Here is a 21,228-nt window from a genome sequence, read left to right as displayed (position 1 = left end):
GGGACCGCGCATCCAAAGACGGGTAGAGCCCACTCGCGCCCGCCTTGGGGGTTCGTTAATACGCTTTTCCTGATGGCAACCGCCACTCATTTGGGGATAAGTGGGTCTCGAGATGAAACGCAGGAAGAATTCTTTGCTACAGGAAAACCACCCGGTGATCCAGCGAGAAGTCAACTCCAATGCGACCGGTTTCCCGCATTCCGCGGGCACCCCCACAATCGAGCCGGCGGCGGGCGGTCATGTGCCCTCTGAGACCAGGGCACGTCCCGTTCCGCCGCCGGCTTTCTTTCACACTGGAGACAACAGGCACCGGGAGGTCGACTGACCATGGCACCGAACACGAAGGTAAAGACCCTCAAGGCAGAGCCCAACGGGAGCTCGCAGTCCTTGCACACGCAGGCACCAGCTTGGCCGGAGGGCGCGGGAACACGGACAACCACACAAGATCAGGCGTTTACTTTCGACGTGGCGATCGTGGGCATGGGCTATGTGGGCCTGCCCACGGCCCTCGCCATCAACGCTTCCGGTCGGCGTGTCCTCGGCCTTGACGTGTCCGACGCCCGCCTGGCCGTGATCCGGGAGCAACGGGCAGATCTTCTGGACTCCGACAGGGAGCGGCTCAGCAACGCGCTGCTGGACCCGACCTTCATGCTGAGCAGCGATTTGTCATTGCTTGCCCGCGCGGCGGCAGTGGTTGTGTGCGTTCCCACTCCCGTGGACGAGTACCTGGTTCCGGACCTCTCCATTCTGCGGGCGGCCTGTGCCTCGGTGGTCGATTTCGCCACCACTGGCCAGTTGCTGATGCTGACCTCCACAACGTACGTCGGATCCACGCGCGACCTCCTGGCTTTGCCCCTGGCAGCGCGGGGACTTATCCCGGGCCATGACGTGTTCGTGGCCTTCTCGCCCGAGCGCATCAACCCCGGCGTGGATTCGTTCTCCCACGAAGACGTCCCCCGGGTAGTCGGCGGCGTGACCCCGGCGTGCGGCGAAGTTGCCGAACGGCTCCTGAGCGCCAGCACCAAGTTGGTTCACGTGGTGCCGTCGGCGGATGTCGCCGAGATGACCAAGCTTGTGGAGAACACGTTCAGGGCCGTCAATATCGCCCTGGCTAACGAATTCGCCGATATCTGCCACGAACTCAACATGGAAGTCATGGACGTCATCGATGCGGCGTCCACCAAGCCGTATGGATTCATGGCCTTCACACCCGGTCCCGGAGTCGGCGGACACTGCATACCGTGCGACCCCCACTACTTGCTGTGGCAATTGCGCAAGGCCCGCTTGACTGCCCCCGTGATCGAGCAGGCGATGGCCGGGATTGCGGGCAGGCCGCACCAGGTAGTGGAGAAGGCCCGGCGTATCCTGTCGGACCGTAACCACGGTGTTTCCGGTGCACGCGTCATGGTCCTCGGGGTTGCGTACAAGCCCGACGTCGAAGATCTCCGGGAATCCCCGGCGTTGGAAATCATTGCCGCCTTGATCGCCGACGGAGCGGAAGTGGCATTCTCGGATCCTTGGTGCCAGACGGCTCCCGACGGCCATGGCGGGACCCTTCAATCCGAGCAATCGCCTGCTGACTGGGGTGCGGACCTGGTGATCCTGCACACGAGGCACAGCCAGATGGAACTTGACTGGCTGGCCGGAGCTCCGGCAGTCCTGGACACGACATACCGCTTGCCCAAGGCCGGCAACGTAACCCGGCTCTAGATCCACCAGGTTTTCGACGGAAGCAGGAGTAATGAAAACAGCAATAACCGGCGGTGCCGGGTTCATAGGAAGCCATCTTGTTGAGTACTTGTTGGCGGCCGGGGACGAAGTCGCCGTGCTGGACAACTTGTCGACCGGACGCCTGGAGAATCTCAAAGGCGTCATCGGCCACAGGAACTTCCACTTCGTCGAGGGCACCATTCTCGACCGTGACGCAGTGGACAAGGTGGTGGCGGGTGCCGACAGGGTCTTCCACCTGGCCGCCGCGGTTGGCGTGAATTTGATCGTCGACCACCCGTTGGAGAGCCTTCGCACGAACATCCATGGCACCGAAGTGGTCCTGGACTCGGTCCTTGAATCAGGTGCCTCGCTGTTGCTGGCATCCACAAGCGAGATTTACGGTAAGAACACCTCGGACAGCCTCTCGGAGGAAGCGGACCGCATCCTGGGATCCGCGCTCAAGTCCCGGTGGACCTACGCAGCCGCCAAGGGTATTGACGAGGCATTTGCCCACGCGTACTGGCGCCAATTCGGGTTGCCGGTTGCCATCGTGCGGCTCTTCAACACGGTCGGTCCGCGGCAGACAGGCCGCTATGGAATGGTTGTTCCGCGGCTTGTGCGGCAGGCGCTCGTCGGTGAACCCCTGACGGTTTACGGAGACGGCCATCAAACCAGGTGCTTCTCCTACGTCGGCGACATCGTTCCGGCCATCGTCCGCATTTCCGAGGAACCGCTTGCCTACGGAAATGCGTACAACCTCGGCGGCAGCTACGAGATTTCGATCCTGACGTTGGCCGAGAGGATTGTCGAACTCCTTGGGAGCGGCAGCGCGATCACTCTGGTGCCTTATGAGCAGGCCTACTCAGAGGGCTACGAGGACATGCGCCGGCGGGTTCCGGACAACAGCAAGTCCTTCGGGCTTGTTGGCTTCGAGCCGAAGACCACCTTGGATGAGATCATCCTCAACGTCGCGGCCGACTACAAACCCGCAAAAGTCCTGGATCCGGCAGGTTGGAAGATTACCCTCGCGTCGTGAACGAAGGGACGGCATAGCCTACAGCGTAAGGACGGGCGGCTGGGTGAGTGGAGTACGCGCTGACCGGTCGCCCGCCCTTGTCCAAGGAAAGATCCGACGAACCCTTTTCCAGGAGCACGATGTGAATCGCCCAGCATCCGGATCCAAGCGTCACGGCCGGGGTGGAGCGGCTGTGCTTGCGGTCCTGACCTTGCTGACGGCAGCGTGCGGTGGACCGAGCCCGAGCCCGAGTCCGACGCAATCAGCCGGCCGGTATCCCTGGCACACCGGGATTGTGTCCACCACCTTTTGGGTCGGCGAGATCTTTGATCCCAAAGCGGCAGACGGGAGCCAAGTGATGTCGACCTACGACTCCCAGTGGATGCAGAGCTATGGAGGCTGTGACGGCGTCGTGACGAACGGCTGCAAGACCGAGGCGAGAACGCAGGCCAAAGGCTATGCACCGACCAGCATGACTCCAAAGGAGAACCCGTTCTACCTCGATCTTCCTTACGACGACGTCAACGATCCCACCGCCTTCGCGGAACGGGCCAGTGTCATCCCGTGGGCAAACGATCCGGGTTTCGCGGGCAATGCCCAGAACCGTTCCTTCAGTTACATGAAGAACCAATGGGTCAGGATCCGGATGGGCAACCGGGAATGCTACGGACAGATTGAAGATGCGGGTCCGGGCCAGTATCACGACAAGGACTACGTTTTCGGCTCCAATGACGCCCGTCCGGCCAACAAAAAGTTCAACGGTGCCGGAATGGACGTCTCGCCTGCGCTCAACGGGTGCCTTGGTTTCTCCGATCTTGATGGCGAGTCGGACAAAGTCGACTGGCAGTTCGTGCCACGGGACCAGGTTCCCGCTGGACCGTGGCTGAACATCGTCACGTTCAGCCAAGTGAAGTAGCACCGGCAACCGGAGCCGTCCAGGCAATCCGGTAGTGACAGTCCCAAGAAAACCGGAGGTATCCATGCAGTGGCTTAAGAAGCTGTTTCGGCACGGTAACGGAAGGCACCTCGCCCGCCCGGCCGAAGCCAAGAACCAGAACAGGGCGGACCGTCCAGGCCAGGCATGATCCTGCCAATCGGCGGGATCGTTGATCGGCGGGTCAGGGCAGTTTGGCGTGGAATCCCGCGCTCAATACATCGGAGAAGCGTTGGGTTCCTTGTTCGATCCCGCTACACACATGGCTGGCCGGATCCTCGGGGGTGTCCTGGGGGCACGACGTGTCCCGGTTCAAGGACCACATGGACACCCGTTGAACCCCCTTGCTGATGGCGAATGAGTTCAATCCGCGGGCCGCGTCAAGGTCGAATATCTCGCCCGGGAGGTCGTTCCGGCCGATCATAGGGGTCAGGCCCATCTTTCCCCAGATCTGTTCGCTGTTGAGGGTGATTCCCGCACGCTGGTAGATGATGCTTAGCTGGTCGTTGGTGGACTGGGCCGCTGAGGTTCCGGCATCGAGCATGCTTTGCGATTCGCTCCGGCTTGAACCGTAGTTCATGGTCATGATGTTGACCCCGGAGAGTTCGACGCCGGCGGCGAGCATCTGGTCGACGGCGGAGGTTCCGGCGTCGGTCAGCCCTTGCGGGGTGACCGGGAGGGTCAGCCAAATTGAGAGGGCGTGCCCTTCCTTGATCCTCTCCTTCTGGAGGGCAGCGACGGCTGCGGCGCGGCGCTGCCAGGCCGCGCTGTCCGCCAGGTTGTCGCCCTCGATGTCAAAGTCGATTGTTCCGGGGTTGTAGCGTTCCAGGACCGCACGATAGGCCCTTTCCAGATCTGTTGTATTCGAGCAGGAGTTGGCGAGCTCGCTGTTGACTGAGCCGCCGAAGGACACAGCGAAGGCGCCGCCGTTTGACCGAAGCTTGGCGATACGTTCTTCGAGCTTGAGCGAGGTCTTCGCGGCATCGAGGCTGTATGTGCTACCCCAACTCGGTGTGCAGGGCTGTCCAGCCATTGCCACCACGAACGCCAGCGTGACATTCTTGGTGCCCTCGCCCACGGGTGTCTCGAAAGCGTATTGAGGGACCACAGTCACGTCGACGTAGCCGGAAAACCACGGGGGCTCGAGGGAACCGTTTGCGTCCGTGGTAAAACGCCACACGAGGATGCCCCCCATCCCCACCACCACAAGGATTGTGGCAATGCAGGCCCGGGCGAAAGCTGACAGCTGGCGGCGAGGTCCCTTGGCCGGGGACGACGAGCGACGGACGTCCCGCGCGCCGTCCGACTCAGCCGAAACGGACGCGCCGCTTCCCCGGTTCCTGGACACTCTCTTCCGCCATCCTTAAATTCCGACTGCCTGATTGCACCATTTGACCACGAACGGATCGGATTCGCCCCTGCCCGCGCCCCGACGTTTGAGCCCGGTGTTGCGCGCGCAGCGCACGAGTAGTGGCACCGTCCGGACGTCAAGGTTGAGTGTAAAGACGGGTAGAGCGTACTCGTGTCCGTCGTCGCCCTGGTTCTTACGCTGATGGTGTCAGTTGGTTGAGGGCAACGGGGGAAAGACAGGTCTCACAATGGAAATGGACGCTCTGGTCCGAGCGGCATTAGGACGCGGCGGATTAAACCGAGAAGGCGTTTGCCTGGAGTTCGAACCTGCTCTTGGGGGATCCAGCACGGTCCCTCCCATGGACCCGGCGCCAACTGACGGCGCTGCCGGACGGCAGCGCGCCCTCAGAGAGAGGGCCCCTGAGCGGGGGCCGGTGGTGAATAAGCCTTTGAGACCGAGGCTTCCCCCAGTCGCCACCGGCCCCTTCAGGAACCACGGCAGTGCGGGTTGGCGATGAGTCCGCGGGGGAAGGGCATCGCATCCGGACCGATCCGCATGTCGAGGAAGCGGGCAGGTCTTTGGGCTGCCTCGTGGGTGTCGGTGCTGCTCCTGTTGACGGGCGCAACATCGCTGATCAACGGAAGCCAGGCTCCCTCCGGATCCGGAACCACCAGCCCCACGCCGTCTGCCGCCCCGCTCTCATCCGTTAGCTTGACGTTTGATGCGGGCCGGTCAAGCCAGATGGAGGCGGCCCGGATCTTGAAGGACCACGGCCTCCGGGGCACGTTTTTCATCGATTCGGGCTTTGTTGGAGCGCCTGACTACATGACAACGGACAATCTCCACACCCTGGCCGCGGACCAGAATGAAATCGGCGGGCATACGGTCACCCTTGCCGATGTGACTTCCGTAGAGCCTGACGAAGCATCGAGGCAGATCTGCAACGATCGGGTAAACCTTACGGACTGGGGCTTCAAGGTCACCTCCTTTGCCTATCCGTTTGCGGCTTCGACGCCGAAGTCGGAAGAGCAGGTCGCTGGATGTGGCTACAACAGCGCGCGTGGCCTCGGCGAGATAACCACTCCCATCGACTGCGCGGGCTGCGCTGCAGCGGAAACCGTCCGTCCGGCGGACCTGTTCCGGACACGGGCAACATCGGAAGTCGGCAGCAAGTGGACGTTGGCCGACCTTCAGGCGACAGTAGCGCAGGCCGAAAAGGCCGGGGGCTGGTTGCAATTGACCTTCTACGACGTCGACAACAGCGGCAGCCCCCGCTCCATCAGCCCCGCGTTGTTCGAACAGTTCGCCACTTGGCTGGCGGCCAGGACCCAACAAGGGACCATGGCCGTGCGCACGATACATGACGTGATCGGCGGCGTGGCGAAACCCGTGGTGAACGGTCCCGTCGCGGCGCCGGCTGCACCAGGAACGAATGCCCTTCGGAATCCGGGGCTGGAAACGGCTGGAAAGTATGGCTTGCCGCAATGCTGGCAGGTGTCGTCCTATGGCAAGAATGCCGTGGTCCTGAGCACCTTGACCCCTGGACACTCCGGCGCTGTGGCCCGACGCCTGGACGTGAGCGAATACTCGTCCGGTGATGCCAAACTGCTTCCCGTCCTCGATCTGGGAGCATGCGCTCCGAGCGTGAGTCCCGGCCACAGCTATTCGCTCAGGGCGTGGTACCAGTCCAACGCGAAGACCCAATTCGAAGTGTATTACCGCAACAAGCTGGGCACGTGGACCTACTGGACGGCCAGTCCGTGGTTCGCGGCCAACACCAGTTACGAGCAGGCGATCTGGGATACGCCGCCCGTTCCGGCAGGAGCCGAGGCCATCAGCTTTGGACTGAACCTCTTCAGTGATGGCCAGCTTGCTACCGATGATTACGAAATGTACGACACAGTGGGAGCTCCGTCGCCGTGATAGTTCTGCTTTCGATCTTCTTGGTTCTGGGGGTCAGTACGATCTTTTGGTCGGTTGCCGGGCTGGTCCGCCTGGCGGGTGAGGAGTCGTGGCGGGTCAAGGGGTTGTCTTCCCGGATCCGGGGGTGGATCGCGCTGCTGCGCGGCGGCACGGTACCGATCCCTCGGCGTCCGCGGGCCCGCCATCGTGCGAAGGGGGTGCGGCTCTACCCGGCGAATGTCGCGGTCCTCGTGGCCGCCCACAACGAGGCCCTGGTCATCAGGGAGACAATCCTCGCCGCGTCCGCTTTGGTACCTCGCCGCAACATCCACGTCGTTTCGGACATGTCCACTGATGACACCGCAGCTATTGCTCGGGCCGCGGGGGTGAAGGTCCTTGACCTTGAACCGAACCGTGGCAAGGCAGGCGCACTCGCGGCGGGCATCGCCCACTTCGACCTGTGCAAGCGGTTCAAGGTGGTCATGCTCCTGGACGCGGACACACGCCCGACGCCGGATTACCTCGAAACGGGGTTGCCGCTGTTTGACGATCCGACGGTGGTTGCCGTCGCGGGACGGGCCAAATCGATCATGAGCCCGGCACCTCCGACGGCGATCGGCCGATTCCTCGTGGCATACCGGGAGCGCTTGTACATCGTGGTCCAATTGCTCCTCAAATACGGCCAAGCGGCGCAAGGGGCAAATGTCGTCTCCATCGTGCCCGGATTCGCCAGCATGTACAGAACCAGTGCACTCGCAAAAATAGAGGTCCTGGCGCCGGGACTGGTGATTGAAGACTTCAACATGACGTTTGAAATCCATGCGAAGAAACTGGGAAGGATCGCATTCCATCCCTCTGCGGCTGTTGCGTACACCCAGGATCCGGACAACCTGAAGGACTATATCAAGCAGGTGCGGCGGTGGATTCTTGGTTTCTGGCAAACCGTCAGGCGGCACGGCCTGCAATTCAGCAGATTTTGGTTTGTCCTGGGGCTGTACATTGTTGAACTCGTAGCCAGCTGCCTTTTCTTCGTCCTTCTGGTGCCGGCATTCCTGCTATCGTCCCTCGCTGCCATCGAGGTGTGGATTTTCGGCAATCGCTCAGAGGTTTTTATCTTTCTGTCAGGCGTCCTGCGGCCCCAGGACGTTCTCATTGGGGTCTTCCTGCCGGACCTCTTCTTGACAGTCCTTGCCGCAGTTTCGATGCGCAACCCGCGCTTTTTGTTGATGGCGCCCTTCTTTCCGTTGATGCGGATATTGGACGCAGTGATTTGCCTCCAGGTCTTGCCCAAGGCGTACTCGGCGAGTTCGTCGGGAGTGTGGGTCAGCCCGGTTCGGAGGATCCAACGCCAACCTCAGGAAATCGCGACGCCGGGGCCGTCCGTGGTGCGGACCGGCTAGGGACAGCCCTGGAAAAGTGGGCGGACACGCGGACGCCCATGCCAGGTAGCCATTGCGGCTGGGTGGCATGGGCGTCCGACACTCCCGGAGTGGGTAATGTCCTGCTGACCCGTGGGTCCCGGGATATTAGTTGGTGACTCCCGAAGTGGTGACAACGTTGAGCCACGGACCGGCCGGCACGCTGGCACGGTCAACGAAACGCCACGATACGTGGTCATTGTCGCCGTTCAGCTCAGCGAAGCCCAGGCAGCCGTTCAATGCAGGGGAGACATCCATGCCTGCACCCTGGCTCGGGTCGCCGGAGAAGGACTTGTTGGCCGGACGGGCGTTGTTCGCGCCGAAGACGTAGGCCGAATCGTGGTAGAGCGAACCGCTCGAGGGCCCGGCGTCTTCAACTTGTCCGTAGCAAACGGCGCCATTGGGGCCGGTGATCTGGACCCATGCGTTCTTCATGTAGCTGTAGCTTGAGTCCGCACAGTGGTTGACGCCCGTTTTGGCGTTGTCCGCGGCGGCCCACGGAATAACATTGCAACGCTCGGCGAAAGCGACGCTGTCATTGACGTCGTCGTAAGGCAGGTCCAAGTAGAACGGGTTCTGCAAAGGCTTGGGCTGGTGCAGCGGGAAGTACCCATTGCTGGCTACGCGCTGTTCCGTGGCGCACTGGAAGCTCGTGCCGGTGCCGGAGCTGACTCCGTCGCAACCGCCGTAAGTGCTGCCGGGACAACCGCTCGCGCTGGACGGAGTGGTTCCCATGTTGACCCCCGTGTGCTGCAAGGCCCACTGGCCGTTGTAGGTGGAGCAGACCTGGGAGCCGTCCGAGAGGCTGGCATTGAAGATCTCGCCCACCCAGAAGGTGGTGCTCACGATGTTGGTGTGGAGGGGGTAGGTTCCCGTGACGGGGAGGGGCGCTGCCGTTGGTGCGGGTGCGCCGGCGGCTGTTGCGGCCGGAGCGGGGGCGGCGGCAGCGGGCGTGCTCGACGGCGCCGCGGCCGGAACATTGCTGGGTGTGGGCGTCGGCGTCGGTGCCGGCGTGGCGGTGCGCGTTTGCGCGGATGAAGGCGAAGGCGATGAGCTTGGCCGCGAATATGAACCGCGGTCGCCGGCCTGATAGGAGGATTTGTGTGATGACTGGACAGCTGAGATGGTGGCGAACCCACCAAAGGCAAGTACAGCCACGGCGATGAGTGCTGTGAACAGGTGTTTCATATTTTGGGTGACATATCTGTTGGGGACATAGACATACGAGACCTGGGCAATGGATAAGGCGAGCTGCAGCTGAACGTGCGGCAGCGTCGTACACGGCCAAACGGTGTGTCACGACAGAGTTGTTGCGGAAATCGGCTGCGCTTCAACTCCCCAGAAGTAGCCAGCCGGAACTTACTCTTGCGGCACCAGCTTACACAGTCAGATCACAGAGCGGTAACAGAGGATGCAAATCCGGCGGGAAAACCGGGGTGGAAACGGCGCCGTGGTGCGTCGCCCGGAGGCTCCGTGGAGCGGGGATGTTTCGTGCAAGTAGCCCCGGAAAACCAAGTAGTTACCACTCAATCCAGGGACTGAAACCCGAAGGTAACGTTTGGAAATGACACCGGTCCGTGCCACAGCCGTCAGGAACGTGTGTCCGGCGGCCCGAAGATGAGACAGGACCATGGACGATACCGAAGGGACCAACACCCCGCCCCCGATTATTCGGGCCGCGGAGCTCCAGGAGATTGTTATTGCCTTGTCCGGGCCGGAACCGGCCGGGATAGTCATCTCGGGACCGGGAGGCTCAGGAATGACCACCCTCTTGGACGCAGCGGCTTCAGTGCTGGGCGGTTCCTTCAGCGTGATCGCCCACAACGTCTCGGAGTCGTTCGCGGACATTCCGTTTGGAATCGCCATGGCACTTGTTCCGGACCTGCCGGCGAGGGCCAAAGTGTGGCCGGGCTCCATCGTGGCGGCTTGCCGCAAAGCGGTGCGTGGCGCAGCGACGTCCGGATCCGCCGCACTGCTGGTGCTGGACAACATAGATTTCCTGGATGACATGTCTCTTTGGCTCCTGAGCCAACTGCTTGTTGAACCGGACATCCGCCTGATTGCCACCCACCGCTCGGACCGGCCCTTGAGAATGGAACTCATGGAATCCGTGGTGTCGCGGCAGCTGTCGGTGGTGACCCTGGACGATCTCACGCAGGAGCAGCTTCGCGAATTCCTTGATGATCGCCTCGGCGGGCGCGCAGCCCGCAGCCTGGTCCGGGACATCCATACCCTCACCGGTGGAAACCTGCAGACCGCGAAGTTGTTGGTGGACGAAGCCGCAGCGCGTGGCGAGATCGTGGAACAGGCCGATTCCTGGATGTTGTCCGGACCAATCCGCTTGGACGGTTCGCAAGCGCTCGAGCTGACCCGCCACCGGCTTGAGGGCTATTCCGTGCCACAGCGGCAGGTAGTGGACATTCTGGCGGTGGGGGAGCCGATACCGCTGGCCGTCCTTGAACAACTCGGCCCAAAGCGGGCGATCGACGCGCTGCGGTCCGACGGAACCATCCGGGTCCTGAAAGACAGCCAGGAGACGGCGACGCTCAGCCATGCCATCGAAGCGAGGCTGGCCCGGCAGCACTTGGGACCTGAACGGATCCTCGAACTTCGGAGGAGCATCTACGCGACGTCCTCACCTGTTGGCGATGATTCGCTGTGGACGCTGTTCCGCCGCGTGGACCTAGAACAGGCAAGCGGTTTACCGGTGCCGGACGCCGATCTTTTGGCCGTGGCCATCGCCGCGAACGACATTCACGACAACCGGAGGGCCCGGCGGGCCGCGGAAGCGGTGCGGGCGCCGGAACTCGGACTGGTTGCCGGCGTGGAACTGGCGAGGGCGCTCTATCAGACAAGGGACTTTCCCGGGGCTGTGACGGTCTTGAAGGGTCTGGTGGCGAACACCCCCGACGTCCTGACGCTCGACTTCGCCCACGCTGTGTGGCTTCTGCTGCATGCGCTTCTGCCGACATCGCCGGGAGCCAATGTGCTGAAGACGGTCCTCCAGGATGCCCGACGGCGGCTGGAGGCTGCCGCCGTCGGCATCCAGCCCGGCGAGCCAGCCCATCTTGGCGAGTCCGCCGTCCGGGACGAACTGGACGTCCTCCAGCTGTATCTGGACGCCCAAAACGGTAGCTGGCCTTCAGCCAACACCGAGCTGTTCCAAAGACTTTGCCATAGCCAATTGGTCGATCCCGGATTGAGATCGGAGGGCCATCCACCCCCGCCCACCCAGGCCGGCGTGCTGTTGATGGCGCTCGTCTCCCAAGGGCTGGCTGTCAGCGGACGGTTCGCGGACGCCGTCGCACTTTCGACCCTGGCGCTCGAAGCGGTGGGGCGGCTGCCGCGCTGCCCCGTGGACTTCCACTCCACTGTGCTGACCATCCACGGGTCCAACCTGATCTGGCGCGGGCAATGGGGCGGGCCCGAAATGTTCTGCGCCGGAAGTTCCAGCTTCAGCAACCGGATGAGCTATTTCGGTGGCTCAGCGCATCTGTACAGGGCACTCGTACTTGCCAGGCAGGGGAGCCTGGAACTGGCATGTGAACAGTTCCGCCAGGCCAAGGCCCGGCTGGATGAAGCCGACCCTGACGGGCTCCTCCCGCCGGCGCTCGGCGGACTTGCCGCGGCTGCGTGGTTGCTGGGGGACGTCAACCAGGTCCGTCGCGCCCTGGCTGCCTACGATTCGCGGGCCAGCGGAGGGAACTACCTGGCCTCGCAGCTCGCCGAAAGCTATTCGTCCGCCGCCCGGTCGGTGCTGATTGGCGCTGAGCACTCGCACCGGAAACTGCTCCAACTCGCCGGGTCTGCCGCCAAAAAGGGGCACCGGGCGCTTGAAATGTTGAATCTCGGCCTTGCGGCCCGTACCGGCACCCGGGGAGACCGGCAGCTGGGGGCCGGAGTGTCCGAGCTGGTGTGGAGTGTCGAGTCCGGCATGCCGTCGGGACAGGAAGCAGGACAGGAAATGGGAACTGGGCAAGTAGGCATCGGAGAACCTCAGCAAGCGTTGGACCAGGAGGAGGCTTTCGTTTTTGACGAACCCCACCCGGCCAGTCCGGAGGCCGGATCCTCGGTCCTTCCCGGCGTCGTCAAGCTTTCCCAGCGTGAACGCGAAGTGACTGCCCTGGTGGCCTCCGGGCTGAGCAGTGCGGAGGTGGCTGCCCGCCTGGGTATCGCCGTGAACACGGTCAACGCCCACCTGCAGCGGGTCTACGGCAAGCTCGGAGTGTCCCGCAGGCAGAAGCTTTCCGAACTGTGGGACGAGCTCGCGAAGCCGGAGGAGTAGGGCCAACGCTCCTATTGGTGGGACAATTACAAGGTGACGCCGCCAGTCCTGGCGGTCCGCCGCTGGCGATTGCCACGTAGTCCTGACAAGGAGCACCGGTTTTGACAATGGTTTCCACCCCCGCGTGGGGAGATGCCCAGGTTTCCGCACTCGATGACGATGAAGTCGGTCGCATCCGCAACGACTTCCCCGTTCTTGGGCAGGAAATCAACGGCAAACCGCTGGTCTACCTGGATTCCGGGGCCACCTCGCAGAATCCCCGGAGCGTGCTTGAGGCTGAGCAGGAATTCTATGAACAGCGGAACTCGGCCGTCCATCGCGGAGCGCACCACCTTGCGGTAGAGGCAACCGACGCCTTCGAAGACGCACGTTCCACCGTGGCACGTTTTGTGGGTGTGGAGGACGACGAGCTGATCTGGACCGCCAACGCCACCGCCGGGCTGAACCTCCTGGCCTATTCGTTTTCGAACGCCAGCGTAGGCAGTGCGGGCGGGGAAGCCGGACGCTTCGCCCTCAAGCCGGGGGACGAAGTCCTCGTCACCGAAATGGAACACCACGCCAACCTGATTCCGTGGCAGGAGCTGTGCCGGCGGACCGGGGCAAGCCTCAAGTACATTCCCCTCGACGACGCCGGTGCGCTGCGTCTCGAGGAAGCAGCACGCCTCATCACCCCGCGCACCCGGATCCTGGCCTTCACCCACACGTCAAACGTCCTCGGCAATATCAACCCCGTTGGCGTGTTGGTCGGAATGGCGCGGGAAGTAGGCGCCTTGGTGGTCCTGGACGCATGCCAGTCCGCGCCGCACCTCCCCTTGGACTTCAAGGCGCTGGACGTGGATTTCGCCGTGTTCTCCGGCCACAAAATGCTGGGGCCCACGGGAATCGGTGCGGTCTATGGCCGCAGCGAACTGCTCAATGCCATGCCACCGTTCCTGACCGGCGGTTCCATGATCACCACAGTGACCATGGAGGAAGCCCAATACTTGCCTGCTCCCCAGCGTTTCGAGGCTGGAACCCAGCCTATTTCGCAGGCCGTGGCCCTCGCTGCCGCAGCAAACTACCTCAGCGAAACAGGAATGCAGCGGATCGCCCGTCGTGAGGCGGAGCTCGGCCAGCGGCTTGTCACCGGCCTCAGCGCCATCGATGGCGTGCGTGTGCTGGGCCCCGGGCCGGGAGAAGAACGGACCGGTCTTGCCGCGTTCGACGTCGCCGGAGTGCACGCGCACGACGTCGGGCAGTACCTCGACGAGCTGGGCATCGCCGTCCGGGTGGGCCATCATTGTGCCCAGCCCTTGCACCGCAGGCTGGGCCTGAGCGCGTCCACGCGGGCCAGTACCTACCTCTACACCACATCCGATGAAGTCGATCTGTTGGTGGATGCGGTTGCCCGGATCAGGCCGTACTTTGGGGTAGCGGCTCCTGGAGCCACATCATGAGCGGCCTGGACTCGCTCTACCAGCAGTTGATCCTGGAGCATTCCAAGGCGCGCAGCGGCGGAGACCTTGCCAAGCTTCCGGCCCCGGGAACCGGCACCCCCGGCACGGAACAGAGCTACACGGGCCAGAGCCACCAGCTGAATCCCATTTGCGGGGACGAAATCACCCTCCGGCTGAGTCTTGGCACCGCCGGTGACGGACAGGCCGTCACGGAAATCCATTGGGACGGCGACGGATGTGCCATTTCGATGGCGTCGGCGTCCATACTCAGTGAAATGGCACCGGGCATGTCCCCGGTGTCTCTTCGCCACACGATCGACCACTTCCGCGAATTGATGCGTTCGCGCGGCAAGCTGGAAGCGGATGAGGAACTCCTCCAAGACGCTGCCGCCCTGGCCGGCGTTGCCAAGTATCCTGCCCGGGTGAAGTGCGCCATGCTCGCGTGGGTTGCCGCGGAGGACGCGCTGCGCCAGGCCGAGGCGGGCCAAGGGTTGGCCCAGGCTCTTTAGTGCGGGTGGGCCGAGGTCGAGTACCCTCCACTCTATTTCGGCCCGTGGTCCGGACTTAGCCTCGAAGCATGATTACCTTGGAGAGCAGGCGCGAATGGCGCCAGAGCCAGCATAGGGTCCGCCGGGCGGAATTCGTGGTTGTGGGATTGTTGCTCGCCCTCGTCGCCGCGACAATTCTTGCCGCCGTCGCGGGATTCGTGCGGTAAGGCCGAATGGTTCACCGCAGCTGTGCTGCGGCCTTCACGGCTGACTATATAAAGGTTGGAAAACCGCACGAGGCAAAGAAAAGCTCGGACCCGAAAAACCGGTCCGAGCTTTTTTGTACCATTGGCCTAGTCATCGCATCATTTGGGTACCCGCTGCGATGAGCACCGAAATCGACATGAGACCGAGAATTACCCAAACAAAGATCAATGACCAGTTCTTCTCTTGGGCTTTCCTGTGGGCCCCATGCCACACTCGTTCCATACTATTCGCGTCCATAGCAGCAAGGTATTCCTGCAGATACCGCCCAAACAGCGTGCCGACCACCCCAATTGAAAAGGGCATTACTCGCATTAAAATGGGGGCTACTCGTATGCGGTCCCGGCACGTCAGGCGCGGGTAAAAACGTCAGGCACGCCGTCGCCGTCGTCGTCCCTTAGCTCCTCCCGCACCACGTGGCGGTAGTGCCGGTTACGGGCTTTGAGTACGACGGCGGCAAGCACCGCCGCGGCGAGGGAACCGGCGAGGATGGCCACTTTCGCGTGGTCGTCGTGCGGAGAACCGCTACCGAAGCCCAGCTCGGCGATCAGGAGGGAGACGGTGAAACCGACGCCCGCCAGCATGGCCAGCCCTGCGACGTCGATCCATGCCAGGCCGTCATCCAGCCGCGCGCGGGTGGTCTTGGTGATGAGGAACGTGGTGCCGAGCACTCCAGCCGTCTTGCCGGCCACGAGGGCCAGGACGATGCCCGCCGCCACGGGATCGCGCAGGGCCGCTCCCAGTCCTTCGGCCCCGCCCAAAGCCACGCCGGCGGAGAAGAAAGCGAAAACAGGCACCGCAAAGCCGGCGGAGAAGGGACGCAAGCGGTGTTCGAAGCTTTCGGCGAGCCCGGCGGCAGGTTCGCCGTTCTTGCCTGAGGCTACGACCGGCACCGCGAAACCAAGCAGGACCCCGGCCACGGTGGCGTGGATGCCCGAGGCATGGATGAAGGCCCACGTGGCTGCGGCCAAGGGGAGCAGCAGGTACCAGCTGCGGACGCGTTTCTGGACCAGGAACGTAAAGAGGGCCAAGGGCACCGCGGCGGCCAGCAGCATGAAGGGCTGTAGGCCGCTCGAGTAGAAGAAGGCGATGATGCCGATGGCAATCAAGTCGTCCACCACTGCCAGTGTCAGCAGGAAGGTCCGCAATGCCGCGGGCAAATGCGTGTTGATGACGGCCAGGACGGCCAACGCGAAAGCGATGTCAGTGGCAGTAGGGATGGCCCAGCCCTTGAGTGTTTCCGCGCCCGAGCCGAGGTTGATCACCACGTAGATGAGCGCGGGAAGAACCACGCCGCCCACCGCTGCCGCCACCGGAACGATCGCTTTTGCCGGCTTCCGCAGTTCCCCGGCCACGAATTCACGCTTGAGTTCCAGTCCGGCGATAAAGAAGAAAACGGCCAAGAGCCCGTCGGAGGCCCAGTGGCCCAGGCTCAATTCCAGGTGCCAGGGAGCGTAGCCGATCTTCACTTCGCGCAGCGCGAAGTAGCCGTTGGCAAGGGGCGAGTTTGCCCAGGCGAGTGCGGCCACAGTAGCGGCGAGCAAAAGCGCGCCACCAACGGTTTCAGTGCGGAGAATAGCCAGGATCCGTTGATATTCCGGGAAACTGGATCTGCTGAATACCCTTGAGGGGGCAGCGTCGTGGGGGCGGTTCGCCATGTGGCTCCTTGGGGAGTGCGGGGTCAACAAAACTATTGCCGACCAGACTTCCCGGCGCACCTGTGTTCTATTTTAGCGGAACGGTCACCCACCCCGCCGAGGCCCCAACTAGCTCGCAGTTAATGTCGTTATGAGGCGTCATAACGACAACAAATGCGAGTCAGTTGGGGCCGGAAGGGGCGTTACGTGAGCAGCGCCGTGATCCCGATGGCCGCCGTCGCGAGTCCGAGCACCATGGAGATGGCGACCAGCACGACGTGGACGGTGAGGAACTTCGTGGCCTTCCCGTTGGCGTCGCGGGCACGGGGGTCCGACATGACCCGGCGCAGGAACTGTGGCCACACGATGAGGGACCACGCACCCGCGACGATCAGCACGATCGACAGCCCGGCTGCCAACTGCACGCTAGTGGCTTTCGAGCCAGGCCTGGGCCTGCTGGGACTGGATGTTCAAGGCCTTGCCCACCATCGGTTCGGCTGCGTCGGCGATCTTGCCGCCGAGGAACGGAACCGACGACGTGACGGCACCTTCGAGCTCGACGCGGGTGCTGCCGCCGTCGGCCACCAGGCGCTGCGTTGCGGTGACATCCAGCGGGGCGCCGGAGATCTTGAGGGAGATGTTGCTGGTTCGCGAGCCGTCGGCCGTCGGGGCGTCCCACTTCTCGGTCTGGGTGACAGTGAGCTTCTCGCCCACGAACTTCCGGGCGATCTCCGGGAGGCGCGTGGTGGGCAACGTGCGGACCGTGGTGGTGGTGAAGGCGCCGGCGACGTCGCCGTCGATCTGGAATGATTCCAAAGTGCCGCCGACATACTCGCTCGTGTGGCGCAGGAAGTCTTCGTCGATGAAAGTGGCGGCTACGCGGTCGACGCCGTAGGGCAGGGTGGTGGATGCGTTCAGGGCCATGGGGGTCCTCCGTGAATATCTCGGTTGAAAGCTCTTGCGGCTCCCAAACATCCTACGGTGTGGGCGGGGTAGGCTAGGAACGCCCCGGGATTCGAGAGAATTTCGGGTTTTCGTGCTGCCTTCCCCACTCCAGGAGTGCCATCCATGAGCCCCAAAGGCCAACCGTCAGCGGTCAACTCAGGAATCAGCCCTGCCGGCACTGTCGCATCCCTTGATGGATTGCGTCGGGCCCTGGGTGAGGACCGGACCTTCGCCCGGGTCCGGCCCGAGGCCTCCCGGGCCTTCACCGAACGCAGTTCCGACTACCAGATCAGCGCCCCCGCGGGCCTGCGGGCCGCGCTGCTGGCCGAGATGGCCGATGGCCTCGCCTCCCAGAGTCTCGAAGACAGCGCCGTGGTGCTGGCCGTGACGGCAACGGGCCGCGAAGCCGAGGACCTCACCGAGGCCTTGGCTGCCTATCTCCCGGCGGACTCGGTGGCGGCCTTCCCCAGTTGGGAAACCCTGCCGCACGAACGGCTCTCCCCGCGCTCGGACACAGTGGGCCGCAGGCTCTCGGTCCTTCGCCGCCTTGCCCACCCGGAGAGCTCGACGGCGGGTCCCTTGCGGGTGGTCGTGGCGCCGGTTCGCGCCGTGGTCCAGCCGGTCGTGGCGGGCCTCGGAGAACTGGTCCCGGTGACGTTGAGGGTGGGGCAGGAAATGCCCTTCAGCGACGTGGTACGCCGCCTTGCCGACGCTGCCTATTCCCGCGTGGACATGGTGACCCACCGTGGTGAATTCGCCGTCAGGGGCGGTATTTTGGACGTCTTCCCACCCACCGAGGACCACCCGATCAGGGTGGAATTCTTCGGCGACGAAGTGGACCAGATGCGCTGGTTTGCGGTGGCAGACCAGCGTTCGCTCTCCGGTCCGGCCGTGCACCACCCCAGCGAATTGCACGCCCCGCCGTGCCGGGAAATCCTCATCACGCCGTCCGTCATGTCCCGGGCGGCAAGGCTCAAGGCCGAGATGCCGGCCGCCGCTGACATGTTGGAAAAGATCGCGGGCGGCATCGCCGTCGAGGGCATGGAGTCCTTGGCGCCGGTCCTCGTGGACGCCATGGTGCCTTTCGTGGACCAGCTGCCGGCCGGTTCCATCGGTGTGGTCATCGAACCGGAAAAGGTCCGGACCCGAGCCCATGACCTCGCGGCTACCAACGAGGAGTTCCTCGAGGCAGCCTGGTCCACGGCGTCCGACGGCGGGACGGCTCCCCTCGATCTCGACTCGGTACTGGGCTCCCAAGCCGCCTCGGCGTTGCATGCGGCCAGCTTCCAATCCTTGACGGACACCCGGAGCGCAGCACTAGCCCACGGGGTCTCCTGGTGGTCCATCACGTCCTTGGCGACCGACGAAGACCTGGTCCTCGACATCGACGTCCTGAACCTGCACGCCCGTGAACCGCGCGGCTACCAGGGAGACGTCGCGGAGATGCTCGAATTCATCGGCTCCCACGTGCGCGAGCAGTGGCGCATCGTGGTGGCCACGGACGGGCCCGGTCCTGCCCAGCGACTCGCCGAGTTGTTCCATGATGCTGATATCCCGTGTTCCCGCGTCGACTCCCTGGCCCACGAACCCCAGGCCGGCATCATCGAGGTGACCACTGCCGCCGTCGGACGCGGTTTTGTGCTGGACGGCCTCAAGCTGGGGCTGCTCACGGAAGCGGACCTCCTGGGCCGCTCGTCGGCCGGGTCCACGAAAGACATGCGGCGCATGCCCTCGAAGCGGCGCAACGCCGTCGACCCCCTCCAGCTGCACGCCGGTGACTTCGTGGTCCACGAACAGCACGGGATCGGGAAGTTCGTGGAGCTGATCCAGCGTAAGGTGGCCGGCTCGTCTGCCGGTTCTTCCGGAGGGGACGCCGGTCTTCGCGAGTACCTCGTGCTCGAATACGCGGCGTCCAAGCGCGGAGCCCCCGGCGACCGGCTTTTCGTGCCCACGGACCAGCTGGACCAGGTGACCCGCTATGTCGGCGGCGATACGCCCTCGTTGAGCAAGATGGGCGGGGCGGACTGGGCGAGCACCAAGTCCAAGGCCCGGAAAGCTGTCAAGGAAATCGCGGGCGAGCTCATCAGGCTGTACTCCGCCCGCATGGCCTCGCGCGGACATGCCTTCGCGCCGGACACGCCGTGGCAGCGGGAACTTGAGGAAGCCTTCCCGTATGTGGAGACGCCGGACCAGCTCACCACCATCAACGAGGTCAAGGCCGACATGGAGCGCGAGATCCCCATGGATCGCCTGGTCTCGGGCGACGTTGGCTATGGGAAGACCGAGATCGCGGTCCGGGCCGCGTTCAAGGCGGTGCAGGACGGCAAGCAGGTCGCGGTACTGGTTCCCACCACGCTGCTCGCCCAGCAGCACTATGAGACGTTCACCGAGCGCTTTTCCGGATTCCCTTTGCGCGTCAAGCCGCTGTCCCGCTTCCAAGGCGCGAAGGAAGCCAAGGAAACCATGGAGGGAGTCAAGAACGGCTCCGTGGACGTGGTCATTGGCACGCACCGCCTGCTGTCCAAGGACTTCGAGTTCAAGGACCTTGGCCTGGTGATCGTGGACGAGGAGCAGCGCTTCGGTGTGGAGCATAAGGAAGCGCTCAAGAAGATGCGCACCAACGTGGACGTCCTGGCCATGAGCGCCACTCCCATCCCGCGTACCTTGGAGATGTCCCTCACGGGCATCCGCGAAACGTCCACGCTGGCCACACCGCCGGAGGAGCGGCACCCCGTGCTGACGTACGTCGGGCCGTTCACCAACAAGCAGACCTCCGCGGCGATCCGGCGCGAACTTATGCGCGAAGGCCAGGTCTTCTTCGTCCACAACCGGGTGTCCTCGATTGAGCGAATCGCCGCCCAGATCCGGGAACTCGTCCCCGAAGCCCGCGTCGAAGTGGCGCATGGGCAGATGTCCGAGAGCCGCCTGGAAAAGATCATCGTGGATTTCTGGGAGAAGCGTTTTGACGTCCTGGTCTGCACCACCATCATCGAAACCGGCCTGGATATTTCCAATGCCAACACCCTGATTGTGGACGGCGCGGACAAGTACGGCCTCTCGCAGCTCCACCAGTTGCGTGGCCGCGTGGGCCGTGGCCGGGAACGCGCCTACGCCTACTTCCTGTACCCCTCCGAGAAGCCGTTGGGCGAGGTGGCGCTCGAACGGCTCAAGGCCGTCGCGGCCCACAACGAGCTTGGCGCGGGCATGCAGTTGGCCATGAAGGACCTCGAAATCCGCGGTGCCGGCAACCTGCTGGGCGGGGAACAGTCCGGGCACATCCAAGGGGTTGGCTTCGACCTGTACATCCGCCTGGTGGGCGAAGCCGTGGCCGAATACCGCGGCGAGGCCGAAGAGAAGGCCGCAGACATGAAGATCGAGCTGCCCGTCAACGCCCACTTGCCGCACGATTATGTGCCGGGTGAACGCCTGCGCCTTGAGGCCTACAGGAAACTGGCCGCAGCCATCACCAATGAGGCCATCGACGAGGTATTGGCCGAACTCGTCGACCGGTACGGAGAGCCGCCGCTGCCCGCGAAGAACCTGATCGCCGTCGCCCGCTTCAGGGTGGGTGCCCGCGAAGCCGGGCTGTCCGACGTCGCGCTCCAAGGCAACTTCATCCGTTTCTCGCCCGCCCAGTTGCCTGAATCCAAGGTCATGCGGCTCAACCGCATGTACCCGGGATCGCAGATCAAGCCGGCCCTCGACGCCGTGCTGCTCCCCAAGCCGAAGACGGCAAGGATCGGCGGCCGCGACCTGCAGGACGCCGAAATCCTGGAGTGGGCCAACACGGTAATCGAAGCTATCTTCGCGGCTTCGCCGGCCACCCAGACTGCGGGCTGAAGC

17 protein-coding genes are annotated in these 21,228 nt (G+C 63.6%); 11 read left to right on the top strand and 6 right to left on the bottom strand.

Annotated features, from left to right (window positions below; all coding sequences use genetic code 11):
• Positions 1 to 327 precede the first annotated feature (327 nt).
• The 3 genes from QRN51_RS10740 to QRN51_RS10730 all read left to right on the top strand — a co-directional run bounded on the left by QRN51_RS10740 (position 328) and on the right by QRN51_RS10730 (position 3,641).
• Complete coding sequence (locus QRN51_RS10740; RefSeq protein ID WP_284989824.1) at positions 328 to 1,710, top strand: nucleotide sugar dehydrogenase; 1,383 nt, start codon at positions 328 to 330, stop codon at positions 1,708 to 1,710.
• A gap of 31 nt (positions 1,711 to 1,741) precedes the next feature.
• On the top strand, positions 1,742 to 2,746 hold the full coding sequence (locus QRN51_RS10735; protein ID WP_059387927.1) for a dTDP-glucose 4,6-dehydratase: 1,005 nt from the start codon (positions 1,742 to 1,744) through the stop codon (positions 2,744 to 2,746).
• Between the two features lie 121 nt (positions 2,747 to 2,867).
• On the top strand, positions 2,868 to 3,641 hold the full coding sequence (locus QRN51_RS10730; protein WP_284989823.1) for a hypothetical protein: 774 nt from the start codon (positions 2,868 to 2,870) through the stop codon (positions 3,639 to 3,641).
• A 202-nt stretch (positions 3,642 to 3,843) separates the two neighbouring features.
• On the opposite strand, the gene QRN51_RS10725 is transcribed toward QRN51_RS10730, so the two are convergent.
• Entirely contained in the window at positions 3,844 to 5,007 is a 1,164-nt protein-coding gene (locus tag QRN51_RS10725) for a chitinase (RefSeq protein WP_284989822.1), read from the bottom strand.
• Positions 5,008 to 5,495: 488 nt separating this feature from the next.
• Positions 5,496 to 5,804: a hypothetical protein gene (locus QRN51_RS10720; protein WP_253257238.1), complete on the bottom strand. Its 309-nt coding sequence runs from the start codon at positions 5,802 to 5,804 to the stop codon at positions 5,496 to 5,498.
• Here QRN51_RS10720 and QRN51_RS10715 point away from each other — a divergent pair.
• Both QRN51_RS10715 and QRN51_RS10710 read left to right on the top strand, forming a co-directional pair.
• On the top strand, positions 5,752 to 6,933 hold the full coding sequence (locus QRN51_RS10715) for a polysaccharide deacetylase family protein (RefSeq protein ID WP_284989866.1): 1,182 nt from the start codon (positions 5,752 to 5,754) through the stop codon (positions 6,931 to 6,933). The two genes, QRN51_RS10720 and QRN51_RS10715, sit on opposite strands and share 53 nt — an antisense overlap.
• Positions 6,930 to 8,312 carry a glycosyltransferase family 2 protein gene (locus QRN51_RS10710; RefSeq protein ID WP_284989821.1) on the top strand — a complete coding sequence of 461 codons (1,383 nt, stop codon included), beginning with the start codon at positions 6,930 to 6,932 and terminating at the stop codon, positions 8,310 to 8,312. The genes QRN51_RS10715 and QRN51_RS10710 overlap by 4 nt, the downstream gene beginning before the upstream one ends.
• A 126-nt stretch (positions 8,313 to 8,438) precedes the next feature.
• Here the strand turns inward: QRN51_RS10710 and QRN51_RS10705 are convergent, their stop codons facing one another.
• A complete protein-coding gene (locus QRN51_RS10705) occupies positions 8,439 to 9,176 on the bottom strand; it encodes a hypothetical protein (RefSeq protein WP_284989820.1) in 738 nt (245 codons plus the stop codon).
• A gap of 28 nt (positions 9,177 to 9,204) precedes the next feature.
• Here QRN51_RS10705 and QRN51_RS10700 point away from each other — a divergent pair, with 28 nt between their 5' ends.
• From QRN51_RS10700 to QRN51_RS10680, 5 genes are all read left to right on the top strand, one after another.
• Positions 9,205 to 9,420 (top strand): hypothetical protein, encoded by a 216-nt coding sequence (locus tag QRN51_RS10700; protein WP_284989819.1) that lies wholly within the window; start codon positions 9,205 to 9,207, stop codon positions 9,418 to 9,420.
• A gap of 540 nt (positions 9,421 to 9,960) precedes the next feature.
• On the top strand, positions 9,961 to 12,615 hold the full coding sequence (locus QRN51_RS10695; RefSeq protein ID WP_284989818.1) for a LuxR C-terminal-related transcriptional regulator: 2,655 nt from the start codon (positions 9,961 to 9,963) through the stop codon (positions 12,613 to 12,615).
• A 101-nt stretch (positions 12,616 to 12,716) separates the two neighbouring features.
• Complete coding sequence (locus tag QRN51_RS10690) at positions 12,717 to 14,051, top strand: aminotransferase class V-fold PLP-dependent enzyme (RefSeq protein WP_284989817.1); 1,335 nt, start codon at positions 12,717 to 12,719, stop codon at positions 14,049 to 14,051.
• Positions 14,048 to 14,560: a Fe-S cluster assembly sulfur transfer protein SufU gene (gene sufU, locus QRN51_RS10685; protein WP_059387921.1), complete on the top strand. Its 513-nt coding sequence runs from the start codon at positions 14,048 to 14,050 to the stop codon at positions 14,558 to 14,560. The genes QRN51_RS10690 and sufU overlap by 4 nt, the downstream gene beginning before the upstream one ends.
• Before the next feature lie 68 nt (positions 14,561 to 14,628).
• Entirely contained in the window at positions 14,629 to 14,766 is a 138-nt protein-coding gene (locus QRN51_RS10680) for a hypothetical protein (protein ID WP_172465507.1), read from the top strand.
• A gap of 387 nt (positions 14,767 to 15,153) precedes the next feature.
• Here QRN51_RS10680 and nhaA read toward each other — a convergent pair whose 3' ends face one another.
• From nhaA to QRN51_RS10665, 3 genes are all read right to left on the bottom strand, one after another.
• Positions 15,154 to 16,461: a Na+/H+ antiporter NhaA gene (nhaA, locus tag QRN51_RS10675; protein WP_284989815.1), complete on the bottom strand. Its 1,308-nt coding sequence runs from the start codon at positions 16,459 to 16,461 to the stop codon at positions 15,154 to 15,156.
• Between the two features lie 182 nt (positions 16,462 to 16,643).
• Positions 16,644 to 16,865: an SCO4848 family membrane protein gene (locus tag QRN51_RS10670; RefSeq protein ID WP_284989814.1), complete on the bottom strand. Its 222-nt coding sequence runs from the start codon at positions 16,863 to 16,865 to the stop codon at positions 16,644 to 16,646.
• A gap of 1 nt (position 16,866) precedes the next feature.
• A complete protein-coding gene (locus QRN51_RS10665; protein WP_284989813.1) occupies positions 16,867 to 17,364 on the bottom strand; it encodes a DUF2505 domain-containing protein in 498 nt (165 codons plus the stop codon).
• 144 nt (positions 17,365 to 17,508) lie between these two features.
• Between QRN51_RS10665 and mfd the strand changes: the two genes are divergently transcribed.
• Positions 17,509 to 21,225 carry a transcription-repair coupling factor gene (gene mfd, locus QRN51_RS10660; protein WP_284989812.1) on the top strand — a complete coding sequence of 1,239 codons (3,717 nt, stop codon included), beginning with the start codon at positions 17,509 to 17,511 and terminating at the stop codon, positions 21,223 to 21,225.
• The last annotated feature ends 3 nt before the right edge of the window (positions 21,226 to 21,228 follow it).

It is taken from the genome of Arthrobacter sp. efr-133-TYG-120 (assembly GCF_030209785.1).
Taxonomy (GTDB): Bacteria; Actinomycetota; Actinomycetes; order Actinomycetales; family Micrococcaceae; genus Arthrobacter.
The sequence above is the reverse complement of the archived record's forward strand: the minus strand, read 5'-3'. Positions and strand labels throughout refer to the sequence as shown.